Source organism: Nocardia jinanensis, from assembly GCF_014645735.1.
GTDB lineage: Bacteria > Actinomycetota > Actinomycetes > Mycobacteriales > Mycobacteriaceae > Nocardia > Nocardia jinanensis.
Genome location: NZ_BMMH01000010.1, coordinates 153387 through 169685, shown reverse-complemented (window position 1 = coordinate 169685; position 16299 = coordinate 153387). Strand labels below are relative to the sequence as shown.

11 protein-coding genes are annotated in these 16299 nt (G+C 69.0%); 8 read left to right on the top strand and 3 right to left on the bottom strand.

The features are described 5' to 3' along the window. Positions 1–66 precede the first annotated feature (66 nt). The 3 genes from IEY68_RS22785 to IEY68_RS22775 all read left to right on the top strand — a co-directional run bounded on the left by IEY68_RS22785 (position 67) and on the right by IEY68_RS22775 (position 2390). Complete coding sequence (locus IEY68_RS22785) at positions 67–822, top strand: LamB/YcsF family protein (protein WP_058856996.1); 756 nt, start codon at positions 67–69, stop codon at positions 820–822. A gap of 66 nt (positions 823–888) precedes the next feature. Further along, positions 889–1530, top strand: coding sequence for a 5-oxoprolinase subunit B family protein (locus IEY68_RS22780; protein ID WP_373293005.1), 642 nt, complete (start codon positions 889–891; stop codon positions 1528–1530). Beyond that, positions 1527–2390 (top strand): 5-oxoprolinase subunit C family protein, encoded by an 864-nt coding sequence (locus tag IEY68_RS22775; protein ID WP_058856998.1) that lies wholly within the window; start codon positions 1527–1529, stop codon positions 2388–2390. Before IEY68_RS22780 ends, IEY68_RS22775 begins: the two co-directional genes overlap by 4 nt. A 19-nt stretch (positions 2391–2409) precedes the next feature. Here IEY68_RS22775 and IEY68_RS22770 read toward each other — a convergent pair whose 3' ends face one another. Continuing rightward, positions 2410–4074, bottom strand: a complete 1665-nt coding sequence (locus IEY68_RS22770; RefSeq protein ID WP_082681667.1) for a glycoside hydrolase family 183 protein — start codon at positions 4072–4074, stop codon at positions 2410–2412. Positions 4075–4244: 170 nt separating this feature from the next. On the opposite strand from IEY68_RS22770, the gene IEY68_RS22765 reads away from it, so the two are divergent. Further along, entirely contained in the window at positions 4245–5069 is an 825-nt protein-coding gene (locus IEY68_RS22765; protein ID WP_058857003.1) for a hypothetical protein, read from the top strand. 9 nt (positions 5070–5078) lie between these two features. Here the strand turns inward: IEY68_RS22765 and IEY68_RS22760 are convergent, their stop codons facing one another. Together IEY68_RS22760 and IEY68_RS37150 are read right to left on the bottom strand one after the other, a co-directional pair. After that, positions 5079–6539, bottom strand: a complete 1461-nt coding sequence (locus tag IEY68_RS22760) for a CCA tRNA nucleotidyltransferase (protein ID WP_058856999.1) — start codon at positions 6537–6539, stop codon at positions 5079–5081. 483 nt (positions 6540–7022) lie between these two features. Beyond that, positions 7023–7142, bottom strand: coding sequence for a hypothetical protein (locus tag IEY68_RS37150; protein ID WP_373293004.1), 120 nt, complete (start codon positions 7140–7142; stop codon positions 7023–7025). A gap of 45 nt (positions 7143–7187) precedes the next feature. Here IEY68_RS37150 and IEY68_RS22750 point away from each other — a divergent pair, with 45 nt between their 5' ends. From IEY68_RS22750 to sigM, 4 genes are all read left to right on the top strand, one after another. Next, complete coding sequence (locus IEY68_RS22750) at positions 7188–7724, top strand: NUDIX hydrolase (RefSeq protein WP_062999086.1); 537 nt, start codon at positions 7188–7190, stop codon at positions 7722–7724. Beyond that, positions 7721–10354, top strand: coding sequence for a DUF6049 family protein (locus tag IEY68_RS22745; protein ID WP_063916342.1), 2634 nt, complete (start codon positions 7721–7723; stop codon positions 10352–10354). Before IEY68_RS22750 ends, IEY68_RS22745 begins: the two co-directional genes overlap by 4 nt. 1257 nt (positions 10355–11611) lie before the next feature. Then, on the top strand, positions 11612–15439 hold the full coding sequence (locus tag IEY68_RS22740) for a lipid II flippase MurJ (protein ID WP_062999088.1): 3828 nt from the start codon (positions 11612–11614) through the stop codon (positions 15437–15439). A 269-nt stretch (positions 15440–15708) separates the two neighbouring features. Continuing rightward, entirely contained in the window at positions 15709–16287 is a 579-nt protein-coding gene (sigM, locus tag IEY68_RS22735) for an RNA polymerase sigma factor SigM (RefSeq protein ID WP_062999089.1), read from the top strand. The last annotated feature ends 12 nt before the right edge of the window (positions 16288–16299 follow it).

The window sequence follows — 16299 nt, the reverse complement described above, 5'->3', positions numbered from 1 at the left end:
GTCCGGCTTCGATGCGTGGCGCGCCCATCGTGTGAACAATGGAGGCGGGGCCGGAAGGATGGTGCCATGGGACTCGACCTCAACAGTGACCTCGGCGAGGGGTTCGGGGCGTGGAGTATGGGCGAGGATACCGCCATGCTGGATATCGTGACCAGCGCGAACATCGCCTGCGGTTTCCATGCCGGTGACCCGTCCATCATGCGGCGAACCTGCATGACGGCGGTGGAGAAGGGCGTGCGGATCGGGGCGCATATCGGATACCGGGATCTGGCCGGATTCGGCCGCCGGGCCATGGCCGTACCGCCCACCGAACTGCGCGACGAGACGCTCTATCAGATCGGTGCCCTGGACGGTTTCGCCCGAGCCGCCGGTGACCGGGTGCGGTATGTGAAACCGCACGGCGCGCTGTACCACGCCGCGGCGGCCGATGCGGCGCTCGCCGACGCCGTGGTCGGGGCGCTGCGCGACTACGACCCCGCCCTCGTACTGCTCGGTCCCGCCGGTACCCATCTCGAGAAGTCCGCGCTGGCCGCGGGGACGCCCTTCGTGAGCGAGGGATTCGCCGACCGGGGCTACACCGCGGCGGGCGGGCTGGCAGCCCGGGGAACCCCCGGCGCCGTTCTCGACACCGATATGGCTGTCGCCCAGGCGGTATCACTGGCGGAGACCGGTACCGTCCGGGTGGCACACGGGGGCGCCACCGTGGCGGTCTCACCCGACAGTATCTGCGTCCACGGCGACACTCCGACGGCGGTCGGGATGGCCCGGCGGATCCGCGCGGCACTCGAGGACGCCGGGATCGCGGTAGCGTCCTTCACCTGAACGAGCGGAACGGGGTGAGGTGAATTGTCGCGACCACCACAGATCCGGGAGACCGGCCCGGCGGCGATACGGTGTGCGGGCGACCGTGCCTTCCTGATCATTCCGGGTGATCCGGATCGGGTCGGACAGCTGGTCGCGGAATTGTCCGGGCGGCCCATCGCCGGGGTGGTGGATATTCTGCCGGCCGCGGAAACAGTTCTCATCACTCTGGACTCGGTCCGTTCCGCGCCCCGGGTGCGCCGGGAGCTGGAGCGGGTCGCCGCCGGGCTCGGCGCGGTGGAAATCGATGTTTCCCGTGGAACATTCGCAGCCGCGACCGAACTCGTACGGATCCCCGTCCGCTACGGCGGTCCGGATCTCGATACCGTGGCCGAAATACTCGAAATGCGTCCGGATCAGGTCGTTTCCGCACATACCGCAGCGGTGTGGCATTGCGCCTTCGTCGGTTTCGCGCCCGGGTTCGGATATCTCACCGCCACCGGCTGGCAATCATCGATCGCTCGCCGGGCCGCGGCACGCACCCGGGTACCGGCCGGGTCGGTAGGACTGGCCGGTACGTACTCGGCCGTCTACCCGCGAGAGACTCCGGGCGGCTGGCAGCTCATCGGCACCACCGATCTGACCATATGGGATACCGACCGGAACCCGCCCGCGCTCGTCCGCGCCGGCGCCCGGGTGCGGTTCGTCGATGTGGATGCCGCCCCATGATCGTGATCGAACAGGTCGGCCCGTTGGCCACCGTCCAGGATCTCGGTCGGCCGGGCTGGTTCGATTCCGGGGTCGGCCCCGCGGGGGCGGCCGACCGTGGGGCGCTGCGGCTGGCGAATCGCCTGGTGGGAAACCCGCAGGGGACGGCCGGGATCGAGGTCCTGTTGGGCGGACTGACCCTGCGAGCCGAAACGTCATTGCTGGTGGCGGTCACCGGAGCCCCTGCCCCCGCCACCGTCGACGGGACCCCGGTGGGCCATGCGAGCGTGCTGCATCTCGAACCCGGTCGGCGGCTGCGGCTCGGTTTCGCCCGGTCCGGACTGCGCAGCTATATCGGGGTGCGCGGGGGAGTGGACGTCGCGCCGGTCCTGGGTTCCCGCAGTCACGACACGCTGTCGGGTATCGGTCCGCCGCCGTTGCGCGAAGGCGAATCCCTCCCCATCGGTCCACAACCCCGCGACTGGCCGAATATCGACCAGGCCCCGCAGCCCGGACCACCCGGGACGCTGGAGATCCGCGCCCTACCCGGCCCCCGCGACGACTGGTTCACCGACCCGGACGCCCTGTTCACGGGGCATTGGACGGTGAGCGCCGATACCGACCGCGTCGGCGCGCGCCTGGACCGGGCCGGCGGGCCGCCGTTGCACCGGACCTTTTCCGGTGAACTCGCCACCGAAGGTATGGCACTCGGATCGGTGCAGGTGCCGCCCAGCGGGCAGCCGGTGATCTTCCTCGCCGACCATCCGATCACCGGCGGTTATCCGGTGATCGCGGTGGTCGCCGACGCCGATATCGACCGGATGGCGCAGGCCCGGCCCGGTCAGCGGATCCGGTTCCGCCACGCGGCCGGGCCCGGCTGAACTCGCGCGTCCGCGACCGTCACGACGCGGGTGACCCGTCCGGCGGAGCCAGCTGCGCGTGCAGCAGATAGACGTTGTACGTATCCCACGCGGACAGCGTGAAATACAGGTCCCGCGACGTGGACCACGGGTGGAGGAAACCGCCGTAGGACTTGGGATAGTCGGCCGTCGACACGAGCTGGACGGATTCGGTCCAAGTTCCCTGCGGGTCGGCGGCGGTGCGCAGGACGATCGCGCCGCGCGCCGGGTCCAGATAACTCATCTGCCACTGCCCGGTACCCGGATCGACCCGCACCGACAATTCACTGGCGATACCCGCCACCAGCGGTGTCGCCTGGTTCTCCGCCGCGGGCGCCCAGGTGCCGTTCACCCAGTACTGATACGCCGATTTGTTCAGCACCTCGCCCTTCGGGACCCGGGCCAGACCGATCACGCCGACCCGCCCGTTGGGTGTGCCGAACATATAGACGTAGTCCCCGTGCGGCACCATGGCCGCCACCTGGAACCGTCCGAGCCCGAACAGGTTCTCCCACCGGGCGTGCTGGTCCTTCACCCAAGTGCTGCCGTTGTCGTCGGAGTAGGCGATACCGCCGTAGTTGGTCCACCACATACCGGGTATCCGGCTCCACCTGTTCACCGACATGAAGCTGAGGTACTGCCGGCCGTCCAGCGCGAAACCGGAAGTCGGGATGGTGGTGGTCTCCCAGTTCTTGATCTTGCGACTACCCAGCAGTTCGGCGGCATGGCAGCGGCTGTCCTGGACCATCGTGTCGAGGGACAATCCGTCGGAGAGATCGCGATCGGTGCTGTAACCCAGCACATTGCTGCGCCAGTCGTCGTCGGGATCGCCCACGCCGCCGGCCGACCAACCCTTGCCGAACGTGTCGCCGAAGACGACCGCGACCTCACCCGGTTTCGTCTCCCACATCAGCCCCAGGTCGGTGCCGTCGACCTGCCAGCGCATATCGGTCCGGTTCCCGGACCCGGGCCCGGTGATCTGCTCGACCAGCCGCGCCGATTCGACCCGCGGCGGCGCGACCGGCGGCGCGACCGGGCCGGGTTCGGCGGGGTGCACCACCTGTGGCGGCGCCGGTTGCGGAGGATCTCCCGCACCGCCGGGCACGGGGTAGGGGATGGGTTCGATCTCCGGGTTGATCCGGATCTCGGGCAATCTCCACGGAACCCCGGAACCGGATCCACTGCCCGAACCGCTTCCGCTCGCCGAGCCACTGTCCGGAGCCGCGGGAGGCGCCGGTTCGCCGGGCTCCGATTCCGGCCCCGGCTCCGGTGGTTTCGGCGTGTCACGGATATCGGGACACGGATTCCGGCAGGGGTCGGCGGGCAGTGGATCCGGTGTGATCCGCGTGTTGTCGAGCGGCGGATCGGGGACGGGCACCGGCTGCAGCTGCGGCACCGGGATCGGGATATCGATCCGTGGAGGCAATTGCACCGGCGGCGCGGGCGGCGCCGCCGGATCGGGTTCGCGGGCCAGCGGATCGAATCCGGTCTCGCCGCACGCGTTCACCGGTGGCGGGGCCCACGGATGCGGTGCGGAACGAGCGGGGACCGGCACCGCCACATACCCGACGAGGACCACACCGAGCAGGACGAGCCCGCAACGATTCGTTCGATCCCGCCGCGCCGCGTATTTCAAAGCAGTTCGCAGTCTCCTGTCGAGTCCCATCGCTGCAGTGAACCTACCCGAACCGGACACACCTCGCGGCCATTGCCGGTCAGCGCGGCCGAGTATCGCGGGATGAGTACCGGTTTCATCCACCCGGGTTCGGCCGCCCGCTGAACAGACGACATCCGAATGGTTACGGGCCCTCCGGACCAGTACGCTCATGGGTGATCATGGACGCCTACTCCGATCCCCGATCGGCCTCCCCGTTCTCCGCGCTGCGGGCCGTCGAGCTGGGCAGACGACTGTTCGAGCAGTCCTGGCTGGAACAGTGGGTCGGCTATACCACCGCCTGGGTGGAACCGGTCGCCGATCTCGGCGCCGGCACCGTCACAGCGCTGCTGCCCGACACACTGCTCACCGTGCTCAGCGAAGGAATCCTGAGCCGGTTCGGCGGGCAGGAGATCAGCGCGACACTGCTCGGACATCGATTGACCGGGACCCTGGACGTGCTGAAGGTGCGCCGCCGCGGCGCTCATTTCCAAACCAAGGCCGCGCTGCGGGAACTCCGCTGGGACGAACGGCCTGTCGAAGAGGTCACGGTGATCTCGCACGAGGTCCGGTTGGTTCCCGGCATGCCGACCCGGGTCCGCGCCGGCCGGGTCGATATCGAGGGCACAGTCGGCCTCGACGCCGTGGTCGACTGGCTCGCGAACCGCCAGCACGAATGGGAGCTGTCGGTCACCGAACTGGGGCTCGTCCGCGCGGTGCACCGCCGCAAACGGATCACCGCCGAACTGGACGCCTCGGTGACCGACGATGTGCTGAAACTACAGGTCCGCCGTGCCACCTGGTCCGGCCTTCCGGTACCGCGACGGTGGCGCACCCTGAGCCCCATCCCGATGGGGGAGCTACCGCGGGGCGCTCGGGTGCGGTGGGCCGTCCGTGACGGCGCACAGGTACGGTTCCGGATCGAACTGGCGCCGGTCAGCGGTTCGTTCGACCTGGCGCAGATCCGTTCCGCGATCGTGGCCGGCACCACGCTGATCGTTTTCTGACCGGCTGGGTCATTTCTGGGTCTGCCACCACTGCTCGAGCGCCTGCTCGGCCTCGTCCCGGGTGAGCGGCCCGCGATCGAGACGTAGTTCCTTCAGGTATCGCCAGGCCCGTCCGACCTCGGGCCCCGGCGGCAGCCCGAGCAGTTCCATGATCGCGTTACCGTCCAGATCAGGCCGTACCCGGGCCAGATCCTCCTGCTGCTGCAGTCGCGCGATCCGTACTTCGAGATCGTCGTAGGTGGAGCGCAAAGCCGCCGCACGGCGCTTGTTCCGGGTGGTGCAGTCGGCCCGCACCAACTTGTGCAGGCGGGGTAACAGGTCCCCGGCGTCGGTGACGTAGCGGCGGACCGCGGAATCGGTCCATTGTCCCTTGCCGTAGCCGTGGAACCGCAGATGCAGGAACACCAGCCGGGCGACGTCCTCGGTGAACTGCTTCGGATATTTCAGCGCGCGCATCCGCTTGCGCACCATCTTGGCGCCCACCACCTCATGGTGGTGGAAGCTCACCCCACCACCGGTCTCGTTGCGCTTGGTGTCCGGTTTCCCGATGTCGTGCAACAGTGCCGCCCACCGCAGCACCAGATCGGGGTCGCCTTCCTCCTGGTCGATGGCCTGGTCCAGCACCGTCAGCGAATGCCAGTAGACGTCTTTGTGCTGGTGGTGCTCGTCGATCTCCAGTTTCATGGCCGGGACCTCCGGCAGCACCCGCTGAGCCAGACCCGTTTCGCACATCATGTTGATGCCGTCGATCGGGTGAGCGCCACCGATCAGCTTGTCGAGTTCGGTCCGCACCCGCTCCGCGGTGATCCGATCGATCTCCGGCGCCATCTCGGTGATCGCGTCCTGAACCCGTGGATGCGCCTCGAAACCGAGCTGCGATACGAACCGCGCCGCCCGCAGCATGCGCAGCGGGTCGTCGTCGAAGGAGTCCTCCGGCGCGGCGGGTGTATCCAGGACCCCGGCCAGCAGCGCCGCCATTCCGTCCAGCGGGTCCACGAACTCCAGCGACCCGTCCACCGCGATCCGCACCGCCATCGCGTTCACCGTGAAATCCCGGCGGACCAGATCGCCTTCCAATGTGTCACCGAAGCTGACCTGCGGATTACGCGAAACCCGATCATAGGTGTCGCTGCGGAACGTAGTGATCTCCAGCTGCTGCCCGTCCTTGGCCGCACTCACCGTCCCGAATGCCAGCCCCCCGGTATCCCACAGCTGATCAGCCCAGCCGCGCACGATCTCCTGCACCTGTTCCGGCCGCGCGTCGGTGGTGAAATCCAGATCCGTCCCGAGCCGCCCCAGCACGGCGTCGCGCACACTGCCCCCGACCAGATACAGCTGAAACCCGTGCGCGGCGAACATCTCCCCGAGAGGTGTCAGTACATCGGAGAGCCGACCCAGCGTAATAGCGGCCGCCGCGAGCAAACGGGTACGGCGATCCTGCACAACGTCGTCGGACTCGGTCGAAACCACAGCAGAACCTTACTGTGCCTGTTTACCCGCGTCCGGCGCACGGGGTTGCGGCCCCTGAAGTCCCACCTCAGGCTGCGGGCCTCGCGCCTCGAGTACATGCGCTTCGAGGCCTGGGCGGCGGGGCGGCTGTAGTGTCCCGCTGAACTCGACGCGGGCCGGGTTACCTGGGCACCCGACGCAAGCCGACAACGCCAGCGCACCGCCCGTCTGCTCGGCTCGGCGTTCTCCGCGGTCAGCCGAGGGGCCGGCCTCGCAAACCCGGTCCGAACCGTCACCGCGCAGCACTCATCGCACCCGTTTGCGTCCACCGGCAGCCGAGTCTCACAAGTAATTCGCGACGCCACCCGGCAGCGCCAGGAACACAACGCCGATACGAACAGTTTCACTTTCCCTTCCGGCACCACATCCCGAAAACCGAACTCCGTTCACTCCTCCAGGAAGCTCACCTCCGCACAACCTTCCGTCTACTCCGAATGGCCCACCTCAGCGGCGGGGCCCGCCCCGGTTCCGGAGCGACTGAGCGCCGGAGTGAAGCGACTGAGCGCCGGAGTGAAGCGACTGAGCGCCGGAGTGAAGAACCGGGGTTAATAGGGTCCCGCCCAGCGCCGCCGAAGGCGGCGCAAATAAACACTGCTCTAGTATTGCGTAGTGTCTCCGGCCGATCGTGCGAACAGTAGACGCCGCCAGCCGCGGCGCCGTGGTTCGGCCGGTGGTGCGGCGAAACCTCGTATGCGTACCGTGCGGGAGACTTCGGCCGGCGGTTTGGTCGTCGATGGTCTGGACGGCCCGCCGGAAGCGCGTTGTGCCGCGTTGATCGGCCGTACCGACCGCCGGGGCCGGCTGCTATGGTCGCTGCCCAAAGGACATATCGAAGAGGGTGAATCCTCGGAACAGACGGCGATCCGTGAGGTTGCCGAGGAGACCGGTATCCAGGGCCTGGTGGTCGCCGAATTGGGCAGTATCGATTACTGGTTCGTCACCGAGGGTCGACGGGTACACAAAACAGTGCATCATTTTCTGCTGCGTTCGGTCGGTGGTGAATTATCCGACGCGGATGTGGAGGTCACCCAGGTCGACTGGGTACCGCTGAGCGAATTGAACTCTAGGTTGGCCTACGCCGACGAGCGCAGGCTGGCCGAGGTGGCGAACCGCCTGATCGACCGGATGGAGACCGGCAAGCGATGATGCGTGGACTGAGTCGGATCATGCTCGTGATCCTGACCATCCTCGGCTCGGCGGCGCTGCCCGCGCTGCTCGGATCCCCGGCGCACGCCCAGCCGACGGGCTCGGCCGAGGACACCTCGGCCCCGCAGTTCCTGAAACTGTCCCTCGATTCGGTGAGTCCCGGCACTGTCACCACCCAGAGTGAGCCGGTGCTGACAGTGGCGGGCACAGTGACCAATATCGGTGACCGCGGCGTGGACGAGGTGGCAGTACGGGTGCAGCGGGCGCGGGCGGTATCGGACCCCAGTGAGCTGCGGACGAGTTTGAAGCTCGATCAGGTGAACTACGACTTCCCGACGCCGTTCCAGGATGTGGCGGTGCGGCTGGAGCCGGGGCAGCGCCAGCAGTTCACCATGACCGTCCCGCTGCGGGACGCGGCGGGGACATCGCTGAACATCACCGAACCCGGTGTGTATCCACTGCTGTTGAACGTGAACGGGACCCCGGACTACGGCGGTCAGGCGCGGTTGGACGATGCGCGGTTCCTGTTGCCGGTGCTGGGTTTGCCCGCGGCCACGGACGATAGTGCTCCGCCGCTTCCCGCTCCCGCGACCCCGCCGGTGCAGACCACCCTGTTGTGGCCGCTGGCCGACCGTCCCCGCATGGTGGCCGGGCAGACCGGGGATCTGGATCGGGAGGTCGAGCTGACCGATGATGAGCTGGCCGCCTCGGTGAGCCGGGGTGGCCGGTTGGACGAGCTGGTGGGGGCGCTGGAGTCGGTGTTCGGCGAAGACCGGGCCGACGACGGCCCGTCGTCGGCGGTCTGTCTGGCGATCGATCCAGATCTACTGCTCACCGTGCAGGCCATGACCAGCGATTATCGAGTGCTGGCCAGTCCGTCGGACCCGGATGGCGCGACTCGGCCCGGGGCCGGCACCGAATCTGCTAAGGCCTGGCTGGATCGGCTGCGGAATCTGGCGTCGTCGATGTGCACGGTGGCGCTGCCGTTCGCGCAGGTCGATATCTCGGCGCTGGCGGCGGCCGCGGATCCCGCACTCACCGCGCGGGCGCTGGATGCGCCCGCTTCGATAGTCGATTCGATTCTGAACACCCGGTCCGTCCGCGGTGTGAGTCTGCCCGATGCCAGCAACCTGGATCAGGGCGCGGCGCAGCTGTTGAAGGCGCAGGGTTTCGGGACGGCGGTGCTGGCGGGTAACGCGGTGGCCCCTGAGGGCGGTGCCGGCGACCCGTACGCGGCCGTACCGGATGTGGTGCGGCTGCCCGGTGTGGCCGGCGCGACTCCACCGTCCACCCCGGCGCCGGAATCCGGCGGCACCCCGGAGGCAGTGCCCGCCGGGGACACTGCCGGCGACGGTGAGCAGGCGGGCGCCGGGACACCACCCCCGGAACAGACCCCGGCGGGTGCCGCGCCTTCGCAGGCCGGCGGCGGCGCCGCCTCGACGGCCGATCCGGCGCTGCGAGTGGCGACCTTCGACATCTGGCCCGCGGCCGCGCTGGCGGGCGTCGGTTCCAATCCACCCACCCCTGCCTATGTGCCGGAATCGGCGCGCTACGCGGTGACCAACGATTCCCGTACCGCGCGCCTACAGGACGCACTGGGGGCGGTGTCGTGGCGAGCGCTGCAATCCGATCCGGGCCGCCCCCGTTCGCAGTTGATCATGCCGCCGCAGCAGTGGGGCGCGAACCGTGACGAGGCCGCCGCCCTGCTGCGGCAGCTGGACCTGCTGGTCGAGAACAAGCTGGTCGATCCGCGGCCGTTCGACGATCTCGTCGGTCAGGCGCCCGATGCCGTCCCGTATCAGCTGGCACCGCTGCCGGAGGCCGTGGTCGAAGCGGTGCCCGGACATTTCGCGACTCCCGCCCGCGACCAGTCCCACCGGATCTCCCAGTTGCTACAGGCGATGGTGGAGGTGCCCGAAACGGCGCCGACCCCCCGCGCCTATCTCGACCCGTTGCGCGACGATCTGGTGCGCGCGTTGTCGCTGTCGGACCGGCGCGGCGGGCCCACCGCGCAGGCCGAGGTCTTCGCCCAGCGCCGGATCGAGAAAGCGACGTCCACCGTGGACGAGATCTTCCATTCGGTATCGGTGCTGCCGCCCGGCGGGGTGTACACGCTGGCCTCCGAGTCGAGCCCGTTGCTGCTGGTGGCCCGCAACGATCTGCCCGTCTCGGTGCGGATCCGGTTCCGGATCGATGCCCCACCGGAAACCAAGATCACCGATATCGGCGAGCAGTTGCTGCCCCCGCGGGGCACCCGGTCCTTCCAGATCCCGACCGAGGTCAGTGACAGCCGCAAGCTCGTGGTGCCGATCTCGCTGAGCACTCCGGAGGGGGTGCCGCTCGGGTACGCCACTTCGATCTCGGTGCGATCCAACGCCTACGGTCAGATTCTCGCGATCATCACCGCGTGCGCGGCGGCTCTGCTGTTCCTGCTGGCCGGACGCCGATTGTGGCGGCGCTTTCACGGCAAACGCGACCCGGCCGACAAAGGTATCGATCCAGGATTGCGGCAGCGGGTCGTCCGGCTGGGCCGAGCCCGCCGCCGTGGGCGTGCGCGTTCCGGGCCCGAGTCGAGTATGCAGGCCCAGCAGACAGCCGGACGGAAGGCCCGGAGCCGGGAACACGTCTAGCCGCGGATCCCCGCGTTCGGCGGGGCCGACGGCGGCGAGTTGCCGTACGCACGGCCGGGGGAGGGTGACCAGGACCCGCGTCCCATGGAAGATGGAGAGTGCGCATCGGCTGTCCGGAGATCCGTCCGGGTGTCGGTGCGCAGTCGGACGCGCCACCGCCGACGGACCGCACGGTTCGTCGCGCGTTGACGCCGAGACAATGTGTTCGACGCGACACAGGGGACAACCGCCACGCGGAGTCCGGGCGATACAGGAGGCATGATGAGCGACGATGAATCCTCCGCTCATCGGCAGCAGCCCGGTCGACAGCCCGACGGTCCACGAGCCCGCCGGCCCCCCAGCGCACCGTGGGAGCGAGTGCATCGAGCTCCCGGCCCGGAGACGGATATGAGCGGTCACCAGGGTGATCCGGAGCTCGACCGCGAACGCCCCGGCGCGTTCCGGGAGCCGCCTCCGCAGATGCGCCGGCCCGAGCGGCCCGGTGGTCCGGCGGATCGGGCCGTCCCGCCCGGTCCACGGCCGAGCCCGCGCCCCGGTCCGCATCCTGGGGAGGACCGCTACGCACCCGCCCGCCAGCCGAACCCGGATCCGCGTGTGCCCCGGAATCCGGGGCCCGGTCGGCCCGCGAACCCGCCGTCCGGCGCCCGCCCAGCAGTGCCCCCGGAGCAGCGCCCCGCGCCTCCGTCCGGCGCCCGCCCAGCAGTGCCCCCGGAACGGCGCCCCGCGCCTCCGGCGGCCCGGCAGGGTTCGGTACCACCCCTGCCCGGGGCCCGGCCGCAACAGGCACCCGGCCGTCCGCCGGTGCCCCCTGTCCAAGGCCGGCCCTCCGCTCCCGGCGTCCGCCCGCCGGCCCAGGGTCGCCCGGAAGACGGGCGCCCCCCGCAGCGGCCCCGACCCGGGGGTGGCACACCCACCGCGGGCCCGCCCTCCGAACCGTTCCCCGCGCAGCGGATGAGGCCGATGCAACCGCCGCCCGGTGGGCCGGCGCCGGGGCGTCCGGGCCCGCAGGAGCGGCCACCGGCGCCGTCCCAGGCCCGCCCGCCGCAGGCACCGGATTCGCAGCCTCGCGTGCGGCCCGACAGACCGGGGCAGCCGTCCGCCGCACCGGGCCGACCGCCGCATCCGCAGGCCCCACCGCAGCGGCAAGCGCCGCCTTCCCAGCCGTTCCGGCAAGTATCGCCGGGCCGCGAAGCCGGACGGCCCACAGCGGCTCCTGCTGCCGCGGCTCCCGCGCGCGGCCGGACGGGAACCGGCCCCATGTCCGCGGTCGCCGTCGCGGAGAAACCGGCGGCGATCCCGGAGAAAGCGAGCAACAGTCAGGTCAAGCTGCTCAAGGATTCCGGATCCATCGCGATCGCGACCTTGATCAGCCGAATCACCGGTTTCGGTAAACAGCTGCTCCTGCTGGCGGTGCTGGGTCCGGCCATCGCCAGTTCGTTCACCTCCGCCAGTCTCATCCCGAACATGATCGCCGAGCTGGTGCTGGGCGCTGTACTGACGGCGATCGTCGTACCGACCCTGGTCCGGGCCGAACAGGAGGACCCCGACGGCGGCGCCGCCTTCATCCGGCGCCTGGTCACAGCCGCGTCGGTGATCCTGGCCACCGCCGCGCTCCTGGCCACCGCGGCCGCGCCTATCCTGGCCACCCATGTCTTCGTCTCCGAGAACGGCAAGGTCAACACCGCGCTCACCACAGCGCTGACCTTCCTGCTGGTACCGGCCGTACTCTTCTACGGCTTGTCCGCGTTGTTCACGGCCGTCCTCAACACCCGGGGAGCGTTCAAACCGGGTGCGTGGGCACCGGTGCTCAACAACGTGGTGGTACTGGTCGTTCTGGGCCTGTACGCGCTCACCCCCGGGGAGATAACTCTGGACCCGGTACGGATGAGCGATCCGAAACTGCTCGTCCTGGGGTGCGGTGTGACCCTGGGCGTTATCGTGCAGGCCGCCAGCCTGCTGCCCGCGATCCGCCGCCAGGGTATCGATCTGCGCCCGCTGTGGGGTATGGATGCCCGGCTCAAACAATTCGGCACGATGGCGGGCGCCATCATCCTGTACGTGCTGATCAGCCAGATCGGCGGCATCTTCGCGAACAATATCTCCTCGCAGGCCGACGAGGCGGGCCCGGCGATCTACCAGAACGCGTGGCTGCTGCTCCAGTTGCCCTACGGCGTCATCGGCGTCACCCTGCTCACCGCGATCATGCCCCGGCTCAGCCGTAACGCGGCCAACGACGACACCCCCGCGGTGGTGGACGATCTCTCGGCCGCCACTCGGCTGACCATGATCGCGCTGATCCCGATCGTCACGTTCCTCACGGTGGCCGGTCCGCAGGTAGGCGATGCGCTGTTCGGCTACGCCCGGTTCGCCGAGGACGCTTCCCGGCTCGGTACCGCGGTCAGTTTCTCGGCGTTCACCCTGATCCCGTACTCGCTGGTGCTGATCCACCTGCGGGTGTTCTACGCCCGCGAACAGGCCTGGACACCCACCTGGATCATTCTGGGGATCACCACGATCAAGATCCTGTTCTCGGCGCTGGCCCCGTTCATCGCCGACAGCAGCCAGCAGGTCGTGATCGTCCTCGGCGTCGCGACCGGTCTCGGATTCACCACCGGCGCGGTGATCGGTGGCTACCTGCTGCACCGCAGTCTGGGTGATCTGCGGATGGCCAATGTCGGGCGGACGGTCAGCCGCGTCCTGCTGGCCTCGCTGGCCGGCGGCGCGGTGATGCTGATCGCGGACCGGGTCATGGGACTGGACCGCCTGACCGAATCGCTGGGCGGTCCCGGCTCCTTCATCCGGGTCGGCATCACGGGGATCGTCATGTTCGCGGTGGCGTTCGGGCTGATGCGCCTGGCGGGTATCCCCGAGGTGGTCGCCATCACCGTCGCCATCTCGCGGCGCCTCGGCATCACCCCGCCGGCCCCGGATATCGACCTCGGACCCGCCGAGGACGAGTACGCCACCCGCATCCTGCACCGCCGGGATCCGTATCTGGCGTACTCCGGCTTCGACTCGGCCATGGACGCGCAGAGCACAATGGTGCTGCCGGTAATCCGGCCGGACTCGGTTGAGCGCACCGGCTCGGGCCAGTTCCCGTACCCTGTTCGGCAGACGAGCACAAGAGGCAGGACCGCGGAAGTTGCGGCATACCAGGGCGAAGGAGGTCCGAGGGTGAGCGACGACGCGGTGGGCGAGCGCCCAGCCGCCGATTCTTCCTCGAATCCGGCGAGCGGTCGCCTGTCCACCGATGTTCCCCCGGAGCAGACGGAACCGGGCGGCCCGCACACCCAGCGCGTGGGCGGAGGACCGTCCACGCATGATTCCGCCTACCCGGCGGACCAGCGGCCGGATTCGGGGAACTACCCCGATCACGAAGCCGCCGGTTTCGCGGGCGAATCGGACGAAGGATACGAACCGGAGGACCCCGGCGAACAGTTCTCGGAAGAGCATCTGCACCAGACCGGTTCGACGGTCTCGGCCACCGATCCGGTCTACGACACCGGCATGATCCCGGTGCCGCCGATGACCCAGTCCAGCCGGGTCCAGCGCGGGCCGAAACTCATCGCCGGTGCCTCGGTGGCCGGTGGCCGTTACCGGCTGCTGGCCGGGCACGGCGGGGCGCGCGGGTTGCGGTTCTGGCAGGCGCTCGATATCAAACTCGACCGTGAGGTCGCACTGACCTTCGTCGACGCCGATCAGAAGGATGCCGGTAATTCCGGCCACGACGGCCCGCAGGCGATCCTTTCCCGGACGCTACGTCTGGGCCGGATCAATTCGCCCGGCCTGGCCCGGGTGCTGGATGTGGTGCGCGGTAGTTCCGGCGGCATCGTGGTCGCCGAATGGACTCCCGGTCGCTCGCTGCGCGAAATGGCCGAAACCGTCCCGTCGCCGATCGGCGCGGCTCGGGCCATCCGCGTCCTCGCCTCGGCCACCGAAATGGCTCATCGCAGCGGCGGAGCCCTGTCCATCGACCATCCGGACCGGATTCGTATCAGCGCGTCCGGTGATGCGGTATTGGCCTTCCCGGGCACCCTGGGAGACGCCGACCCGCAGAGCGACGTACGTGGTCTGGGCGCCATGCTGTACGCCCTCATGACCGCCCGCTGGCCGCTGCGTCAGGGCGGGATGAGCGGGAATGCCGCCACGGTCGGGGGCTTGTACCCGGCCGATCTCGGTCCCGACGGCACCCCGATCGAGCCCCGCCAGATCCGTCCCGAGGTCCCGTTCGAGATCTCCGCGGTGGCGGTGCGGTCGCTGGAACCGAACAAGGGTGTGCGGACCGCGGCCACCATCCAGCATGTGCTGGAGCAGGCCTCGGTCGTGGACCAGAAGACCGATTTCATTCCCGTACTGCGCCTCGGTCAGCGCGCGCCCGCCCCGGCCGACGAATCACTGGCAGATCCGGAACTGCTCGCCGCCGAACGCGAGAAATCGCAGCGGATGATGTGGATCATGGTGGCCCTGGGCATCCTCACCGCCCTGGTCGTCGGCATCGTCATCTGGTGGCTGGTCAGCGTTTTCGCCCCGGGTAGCTCCAGCGAGCCGCTCAATGAGCAGAAGATCATCGGTCTCACCACCAGCCGTGCACCGGATGCCTCGGAGACCCCGGCGAGCCCGTCGGCTGCGCCCGCCGCGGCCGACGGCGCACCGGTACCGGCCAGTGGGGTCGTCGTGTTCTCCCCGGAGGGCACGCCGGACGATCCTTCCGGCGCCGCCGCGACGACCGACGGCGACCCGGCGACCTCATGGAGCACCGATCAGTATTTCCAGCAGTTCCCGGCGCTGAAAAAGGGCGTCGGCCTGCTGGCGACGCTGCCCAGCCCCGCAACCCTGACCAAGGTTTCGATCACCTCGTCCACCCCCGGTACCAGTGTCGAGATCCGTACCTCGCCCACCGAGGCGGCGACACTGGACCAGACCCAGCTCGTCGGCACGGCGGTCCTGGGCGACGGGGTGACCGAAGTACCGATCCAGACCGATCAGGCGGCCCGTTACGTCCTCATCTGGGTCACTGGGCTGGGTAATTCGGGTGCGCAGTTCCAGAGCTCCATCGCCGAGCTCGGATTCGAAGCGAAACCCTGACCGGCTACGTCCCGCACGCCCGCGTAACACGGGTGTGCGGGACGAAATCGGTTGCCGCCGAATCGTTTGCCGGGATATGATCGCGATCCGCGCTCTCAGCAGGGAGCCCGGCGGGATCAGGGGTACGATTCCGCACGCTGCCTTCTCGCAGTGGCTTTCGGTGCCGAATCGCCGACCGTCGTTGCTGTCGTGAGCGCTGTCCAAGGGGTTGGCTATTGTCGTCCGAACTGAACGCGGGGGGTCGTGCGGGGACAACGGGGACCGGCACGGTGGGAACAGGGGAATCCCGGCTGGATACGACAACCGATACAGATCTGCTGCGGGCGCACGCGAACGGAGCTCCGCACGCCTTCGCCGAACTGATCCGCAGGCACAACGATCATTTGTGGCAGACCGCCGTACGAGTCTGCTACACCCCCGAGGACGCGGCCGACGCTCTGCAGGAGGCGCTGCTTTCCGCGCACCGCAACGCCGGCTCGTTCCGTGCGGAATCCGGCGTCCGCACCTGGCTGCACCGGATCGTGGTCAATGCCTGCCTGGACCGGATCCGCCGTAACCGCGCCCGGCCCGCAACATTCCTGCCGCCGGAGGTATGGCCCGAAATATCCGACGAATCCGACGATTACAGCCGGGTCGATATCTCACTCGTGCTCGAACGCGCGCTGTTTCAGCTTCCCCCGGACCAGCGTGCGGCAGTGGTCGCGGTGGACGTGGAAGGATACAGCGTCGCGGACGCCGCGGAACTGCTCGGCGTTCCGGTAGGCACGGTGAAGAGCAGATGTGCGCGGGCACGGCAGCGTCTGAAGACCGAACTGGATTCTCTGCACGTGGAGAGGAACCAAATGTAGGCCCGCCGCGTC